The 7306-nt window shown below is 39.1% G+C and carries 9 protein-coding genes and 1 tRNA gene; all 10 read right to left on the reverse strand.

Annotated elements, in window-relative coordinates; genetic code table 11:
* Positions 1–3515 (reverse strand): DNA-directed RNA polymerase subunit beta (rpoB, locus tag D6734_09860; GenBank protein ID RMF93518.1); only part of this gene is annotated, 3515 nt, incomplete at its 3' end.
* Between the two features lie 69 nt (positions 3516–3584).
* Positions 3585–3983: a 50S ribosomal protein L7/L12 gene (locus tag D6734_09865; GenBank protein RMF93519.1), complete on the reverse strand. Its 399-nt coding sequence runs from the start codon at positions 3981–3983 to the stop codon at positions 3585–3587.
* A 35-nt stretch (positions 3984–4018) separates the two neighbouring features.
* Positions 4019–4534 carry a 50S ribosomal protein L10 gene (locus tag D6734_09870; protein RMF93520.1) on the reverse strand — a complete coding sequence of 172 codons (516 nt, stop codon included), beginning with the start codon at positions 4532–4534 and terminating at the stop codon, positions 4019–4021.
* 31 nt (positions 4535–4565) lie between these two features.
* A complete protein-coding gene (locus D6734_09875; GenBank protein RMF93521.1) occupies positions 4566–5270 on the reverse strand; it encodes a 50S ribosomal protein L1 in 705 nt (234 codons plus the stop codon).
* A 24-nt stretch (positions 5271–5294) separates the two neighbouring features.
* Positions 5295–5723 (reverse strand): 50S ribosomal protein L11, encoded by a 429-nt coding sequence (gene rplK, locus D6734_09880; GenBank protein RMF93522.1) that lies wholly within the window; start codon positions 5721–5723, stop codon positions 5295–5297.
* A gap of 16 nt (positions 5724–5739) precedes the next feature.
* Complete coding sequence (nusG, locus tag D6734_09885; GenBank protein RMF93523.1) at positions 5740–6324, reverse strand: transcription termination/antitermination factor NusG; 585 nt, start codon at positions 6322–6324, stop codon at positions 5740–5742.
* 10 nt (positions 6325–6334) lie between these two features.
* Positions 6335–6877 carry a preprotein translocase subunit SecE gene (gene secE, locus D6734_09890; protein RMF93524.1) on the reverse strand — a complete coding sequence of 181 codons (543 nt, stop codon included), beginning with the start codon at positions 6875–6877 and terminating at the stop codon, positions 6335–6337.
* 64 nt (positions 6878–6941) lie between these two features.
* Positions 6942–7016, reverse strand: a tRNA-Trp gene (locus tag D6734_09895).
* Between the two features lie 11 nt (positions 7017–7027).
* Entirely contained in the window at positions 7028–7183 is a 156-nt protein-coding gene (rpmG, locus tag D6734_09900; GenBank protein ID RMF93525.1) for a 50S ribosomal protein L33, read from the reverse strand.
* Between the two features lie 23 nt (positions 7184–7206).
* A partial coding sequence (locus tag D6734_09905) for a hypothetical protein (GenBank protein ID RMF93526.1) occupies positions 7207–7306 on the reverse strand: 100 nt, incomplete at its 5' end.

The raw sequence follows: 7306 nt of genomic DNA on the forward strand, positions 1-7306 counted from the left end.
GCCATTTTATCCCCTACGGAGAGTTTCCTTTCGATAGCCACATAAACTCTTACAAGCTTTATCACACCCGGAGGAAGCTCATCTCCTTTTTGCAGGCGGGAAATTCTTTTATCGCGAATCGCTTTTAATATTTCGATTTGGTCCTTTCCGTGCTCCTCAATTTGTTCAATCTCACTGCTTACATCTTTTTCTTTGATCTTGATTGAAGAGTAATTTTCCGGATTTATAGTTCTGAGTTTTGCAGGACTTATCTTTTCTCCCTTATCAAAGACTACCTTCTTTGTCACCGGGTCAACGACTTTTTCCTTCGTTGTGCAGTCAACGAGAAGCTTGAATATCCTTCTTCTGTTTTCTTCCTTGATAATTCTAATTTCATCTTCAAAATCCTTTTCAATTTTACGTATCTCTTCATCTTCAATCTTTTTGCTTCTTTCATCCTTATCAACGCCGCGGCGTGAAAATACCTTTACATCTGTAACTATTCCTGAAGAGCCCGGAGGCATTTTCAGAGAAGAATCTTTTACATCTCTCGCCTTCTCTCCGAAAATTGCTCTCAAAAGTTTTTCCTCTGGAGAAAGCTGTGACTCCCCTTTTGGAGTAATTTTCCCAACAAGGATGTCTCCTGCTTTTACTTTTGCACCAATATAGACAATACCGCTTTCATCGAGATGGCTTAATGCACTTTCTCCCACATTTGGAATATCTCTTGTAATCTCCTCAGGACCAAACTTAGTATCTCTTGCCTCGATTTCAAATCTTTCAATATGAATTGAAGTAAAAGTATCATCCTTGACAACCTTTTCACTAATCAATATCGAGTCTTCAAAATTGTATCCGCGCCACGGCATAAATGCAACGAGTACATTGCTTCCAAGTGCCAGCTCTCCTCTATCCGTAGAAGGGCCATCTGCAATAACTTCACCTTTTCTGACATACTGTCCCTTCTTTACGATAGGACGCTGATTTATTGTTGTATTTTGATTGGAGCGCTCAAATTTTCTCAAGTTGTAGATATCAACATTTGAATCAAGATACGGCTCACCTCCATTGCTGTCAGACACTCTTATCACAATTCTTGAAGCCGAAACATTTTCAACAATTCCTGAACGGCGTGCCACAACAACTGCACCGCTTTCTCTTGCTACAACTGATTCCATTCCCGTGCCAACAAGAGGCGCCTGGGGCTTTACAAGAGGGACACTCTGTCGCTGCATATTTGAGCCCATTAGTGCTCGGTTTGCGTCATCATGTTCAAGGAAAGGGATCAAGGAGCTTGCAACACTGACAAGCTGTTTTGGAGAAACATCCATATAATCGATCTGCTCAGGTGATGCAAGAATAAAATCTCCTCCTTTTCTTGCCCGGATACGGTCTGTTGCAAATTTACCATTTTCTTTAACAGGTGCATTTGCCTGAGCTATAACATAACGGTCTTCAATGTCTGCTGAAAGAAACTCAACAGTATCTGTAACTCTACCCTTCTCAACTTTCCTGTATGGAGTTTCAATAAAGCCAAATCTATTTACTCTTGCATAGGTGCTCAAAGACGCAATAAGACCTATGTTTGGACCCTCAGGTGTCTCAACAGGGCAAATTCTGCCGTAATGGCTCGGTTGAACATCACGAACATCAAATCCTGCCCTCTCTCTCGTCAATCCACCCGGACCAAGGGCTGAAAGTCTTCGTTTATGTGTCAATTCAGAAAGGGGATTGGTCTGGTCCATAAACTGTGACAATTGGCTTGACCCGAAAAATTCCTTTACCACTGAAGTAACTGGCTTGGAATTTATCAAATCAGTTGGCATTAAGGTTTCAGCGTCTTGAAGATTCATTCTCATTCTTTCCTTAATTGCCCTTTCAAGACGAATAAGTCCCATTCTGAATTGGTTTTCTAAAAGCTCTCCTACAGTGCGAACTCTTCTATTGCCCAAATGGTCGATATCATCAATCGCTCCAATCCCATTTTTCAATTTAAGAAGATGTTTAACAACAGCAAGGACATCTTCTTTAGTAAGAGTAGTTACCTCAAGAGGAACATCAAGGCCAAGTTTATTATTGAGCTTCAACCGTCCAACACTTGACAGGTCATATCTTTTTGGATCAAAGAATAGCGATTCAAAAAAGTTTCTTGCTGTTTCTTCAGTTGGAGGATCACCTGGCCTCAAGCGCCTGTATATTTCCTCCTGCGCTTCCTGCTGGCTATGGACTAAATCAAGACTCAATGTCTTGCTTATTGCCAAGTCATGATAATCTTCAAGTCCTGTAATAATCTCAAAAGATTTAACTTTGGCTTCAATAAACTTTTCAAGAATTTCCTCAGTTATCTCCTCATTGCATTCGGCTATAACTTCTCCTGTCTCTCTGTTGATAACATCTTTAGCCAAGCGCTCACCGAAGAGGTCTTCCTTCTTTACAGGAATTTCCTTGATACCATGCTCTTTGAGTTCTTGATAGATCCTTTTCGATATTTTCTTCTTCTCTTTTGCTATTACAACATTACTCTTTCCGGGAGCTTTAATCTCCAAAGATGCTTTTGAACCGATAATCGATTTCTGCACCTTCTTGGCAAATGTTTTATTTTCATGGTCAATTTTAATGTTATCAAACTGATAAAACTCCTCTAAAATTCTCTCAGATGAATATCCCAATGCCTTAAGAAGAACGGTAGCAGGAAGTTTTCTCTTTTTATCAATTTTAACATGAAGAATATCCTTATAATCGAACTCAAAGTCCAGCCATGAGCCTCTATAAGGTATAATTCTGCACGAATAGAGAATTCTTCCGCTTGGATGGGTCTTGCCTTCATCGTGTGTAAAAAAAGCTCCAGGTGAGCGGTGCATCTGACTCACGATTACACGCTCTGTCCCATTAATTATAAATGTACCTCTGTTGCCAACGCGTATCTTACCCCTATCATCCTCTGTAATTTCAGTCATAACAGGAAACTCACCTAAATATACTTCCTGCTCTTTGATATCACGTATGGTTTTCTGCGAAGGGTCATCAGAATTGATATCATACATAATCAATTGAATTTTCACTTTTAGAGGTACTGCAAATGTCTTTCCTTTTGCCAAGCATTCTGAAACAGAGTATTTCGGTTTGAGAGTAACCCTTGAATTGCAGTTTGGGCATTTTTTGTAAAATAGCGGTTCTTTGCAGTTGGGACATCTAAATTTTTTGAGTTCAGATATTCCAGATGCATTACATTTTTTACACTCCCATTTATACCTCTCCTGAATACCTTTGCGCTCCCCGCATTTGCACTCCCACTGGCCAAGCTCATAGCTTACAAATTCAAGCGAAATTTTTTCTGTGTAATCTTTTATTGGAAAAACTTCCCGAAAGACTTTTTGAAGACCTATATTGTCATTTCTGTCATCAGGCAAACAATCAACTTGTAGAAAATCCTCAAAAGACTCTCTTTGTAAATCTATAAGTGAAGGCACTTCCATTACTTTCGGGATTTTGGAAAAATCTTTCCTTAAAACCCGTGGTAAAGCCTCGCTTTTCATAGCGACTCCTTAAAAAAAAGTATATAAATCTTACTCCGCAAAAAGACTAAGTGAGTCTCTTCTCGAAAACTAAGATATTTCAACAACTGCGCCTACCGCTTCAACTTTCTTTTTAATCTCTTCAGCTTCCTCTTTTGAAACTCCTTCTTTGATTGGTTTAGGCGCTCCATCGACTAAATCCTTCGCCTCTTTCAAGCCAAGTCCTGTAACAGCCCGCACTTCTTTGATAACCTGAATTTTCTTATCACCAACACTCTTCAATGTTACTGTAAACTCAGTTTTCTCCTCAGCTTGAGCTTCAGCACCGCCGCCGGCTGCTGCCGCCACAGCACCTACAGGCATAGCAGCTGCTGCTGTAACACCAAACTTTTCTTCCAGCTCTTTCACAAATTCTGACAGTTCTAAAACTGTCATTTCCTCAATAAATTTGATTACGGATTCTTTTGAAATTTTTGTTTCTTCAGCCATCTTAACCTCTCCTTTAAATATTTTTAAATGTTAACTTATTTTTTATTCTCTTCTATAGCCTTGAGGACATTCATAAATTTAATTAAAACTCCTCCCAGGACATTCACTGTCCTTGAAACAGGTGCTTTCATCGAAGAAAGCATTCTTGAAAGCAAAACTTCTCGTGGCGGAACCTTTGAAAGTTGTTTTATTTCTTCAATTGATATTACCTTGTCATCCCATATTCCTCCTTTAAGCTCCAATGATGGATTTTCATCAGAAAAATCCACTAACACCTTTGCAGGAGCAACAGGATCATCATAACAGAATGTAAAGCCGATAGGACCTTCCAAATAATCTTCAAGTTTCTCAAATTTTGTGCCTTTGCTAGCCAATCGAGCCAGTGTATTCTTCACAACCTTCATTTCGCTTCCGGCCTCTTTCAGCTTCTTTCTAAGTTCTGTCATTTGCTTTACATTCAAACCTCTATAATCCGCAAAAATACCAAGTTGTGATTCTTCAAATTTCTGCTTCAATTCAGATACTACCTTTTCTTTTTCTTCTCTTTTCAAAGCTTACACCTCCTTCCAGCCGGAAACATTACTATTTAATAGCATCCAATGCTTGGTTAACATCAACCTTAACTCCAACACCCATCGTCGATGAAAATGTTATCTTTTTGACATACTTTCCCTTGCTTGCAGGGGGTTTTTGTTTGACTATTGCGCTGAGTAATGAATAAAAATTTTCAACGAGCTTTTCTACAGGAAAGGATACTTTCCCAAAAGTACAATGGACAATACCTGCTTTCTCTACTTTAAATTCTACCTGCCCTTTCTTTATATCTGCTATTGCCTTAGCAAGATCATTCGTTACTGTGCCTGATTTAGGGTTTGGCATTAGCCCTCTTGGGCCTAAGATCTTTCCTAATTTTCCCACCATTCCCATCATATCAGGCGTCGCCACTGCCTTGTCAAAGTCGAGCCATCCGCCTTGAATTTTTTTCACAATCTCTTCATTGCCAACATAATCAGCACCTGCTTCCTTTGCTTCCAACTCTTTTTCACCTTTTGCAAAAACAAGGACCCTTACTTTTTTACCTGTCCCATTTGGCAGGAGGACTGTCCCTCTTACCATTTGGTCAGCATGTTTTGGATTTACACCCAAATTGATTGCTGCATCGACGCTTTCATCAAAATTTGCATAGGCTGACTCTTTAATAAGGGAAAGAGCTTCACCTACTTCATAAAGCTTTGAAGCATCTATTTTTTTCAATGCTTCTTTATATTTTTTGCCAATCGCCGCCATAACTTTTCTATGCTCCTTTTTACACTATCCTGTTACCTGAATGCCCATACTTCTGGCCGTACCTTCAATTGTCCTAATAGCCGCCTCCAAATCATTAACATTCAGGTCAGGCATTTTAATTTTTGCAATCTCCTCAACCTGTGCTCTGGTAACGCGTGCAACTTTCTCTTTCAAGGGGTCGCTCGAACCTTTAGCGATACCAGCCGCCTTTTTTAGCAATACTGACGCAGGAGGTGTCTTAGTAATAAAAGTAAAAGACCTATCCTGATAGACAGTTATTTCCACAGGAATTATAATCCCCGGTTCCTGATTCTGTGTTTTTGCATTGAATGCCTTACAAAATTCCATTATGTTTACGCCATGCTGTCCCAATGCAGGACCTACAGGCGGAGATGGATTTGCCTGTCCTGCAGGGATTTGCAACTTAATCATTGCTGAAATCTTCTTTGCCATTACAACATCTCCTTCCTTATGTAATCCGTTCTATCTCTAAAAAATCAAATTCGACTGGTGTTGCACGCCCAAAGATACTGACCATTACCTTTGCGCGCTCTCTCTCAGGATTTAATTCTTCTATATGCCCTGTAAAGCCGTCGAATGGACCATTTATTATTTTAACAGCATCACCTTTTGAAAATTTCCGTTTCATTTTCGTTACTTTTGAACCTGTCTTATCTTGGTCGATAATTCTTTCAACTTCTTCCTTATTCAAAGGTGATGGTTCATTTTGCGTTCCTAAAAAACCTGATACCTTTGGAATACTTTTGATAAGCTGTAAAATCTTTTTTCTATAAGGATCATCCTTTGTTTCACCCAAATCCATTTCTATAAGTACATAACCGGGGAAGAATTTTCTGCTTGTTTCCTTTTTTACTCCCTTTTTCAAACTTATAATATTTTCCGTGGGAATAAGTATTTCCCCAATCCTTTCCGCAATAATCTTGTCCTCTTCTTTGTCTGATTCCTTCAAATTATTTAAAAGATCTTCTATAGCTGACTTTACCTTATTCTCATAACTTGAATGCGCATGAACTACATACCATTTTTTTGCCATTTCTAATTCCCTACTTAACTATGTTTTCTTTCTTTGCGGTTTCAGTTGATTGCTTTTGATTATCCGGCACATTCGATGTTTTTTCTGTTACATTCAAATTCCTTTTCACTACAGCCACAGCACCCTGTGAATCCATTACCTGAAGCCGCACCGTATATAATCCCGGTTTATCAAACTTATGGACAATAATCTTATTCTTCGTATAACCCTTTGAAGGGTAGTCCCATTTTCCATCACCTTCAAAGTCCCAGCGCACTTTCAAATTCCTAGTGCCGTCTTCTGAATCATATGATCCTGAAGCATCGAAAGTGAACGATGTTCCAACATCACCTGTTTTTGGGTCAACAGAAAAAACACCAACAGGACTTTCATTAAGCAGTTTCTTAACACCGCTTGAAAGGACAATATCAACCAAACCAAGATAAAAGGCAATTACAATAACCACTACAATAACTACCTTTGTAGAATCATAAGTCTCCGGCTTCGAAGGCCATGTTACCTTTTTAAATTCTGACCTTACATCCATCAAAAACTCTTTTAGTTTCTTGAACATTAACTATTCCCACCTTATCCAAAGATAAACGCGAATCTTCCTCAATCTGCCGGACATCAATAATCAGGCCAGGAGGGATTCGAACCCCCAGCCCCCGGATTTGGAGTCCGGCGCTCTATCCAGTTAGAGCTACTGGCCTACACAAAAAAATCATTTAGTTTCTTTATGTAAAGTATGACACCTGCAAAAAGGACAATACTTTGAAAACTCCAATTTATCAGGTGTTGTTCTTTTATTTTTAGTTGTAGTATAATTCTTTCGCTTACATTGACTGCATGCCAAACTGACTATTATTCTTTCCGCCATCTTTTATTTTCCTGAAAATGCTTTTATTTTATAATTTCGCTGACTACACCTGCGCCTACGGTTCTTCCACCTTCTCTTATTGCAAAACGAAGCTCCTTCTCCATTGCTATGGGCGTTATCAAC

The sequence above is a fragment of the Candidatus Schekmanbacteria bacterium genome (genome assembly GCA_003695725.1).
Taxonomy (GTDB): domain Bacteria; phylum Schekmanbacteria; class GWA2-38-11; order GWA2-38-11; family J061; genus J061.

Bases quoted from the DNA above. Each gene is read 5' to 3' on its own strand.
- nusG (RMF93523.1), bottom strand. From the start codon at position 6,324: ATGGCAAAAAAATGGTATGTAGTTCATGCGCATTCAAGTTATGAGAAT.
- D6734_09875 (RMF93521.1), bottom strand. From the start codon at position 5,270: ATGGCGGCGATTGGCAAAAAATATAAAGAAGCATTGAAAAAAATAGAT.
- D6734_09865 (RMF93519.1), bottom strand. From the start codon at position 3,983: ATGGCTGAAGAAACAAAAATTTCAAAAGAATCCGTAATCAAATTTATT.
- secE (RMF93524.1), bottom strand. From the start codon at position 6,877: ATGTTCAAGAAACTAAAAGAGTTTTTGATGGATGTAAGGTCAGAATTT.
- rplK (RMF93522.1), bottom strand. From the start codon at position 5,723: ATGGCAAAGAAGATTTCAGCAATGATTAAGTTGCAAATCCCTGCAGGA.
- rpmG (RMF93525.1), bottom strand. From the start codon at position 7,183: ATGGCGGAAAGAATAATAGTCAGTTTGGCATGCAGTCAATGTAAGCGA.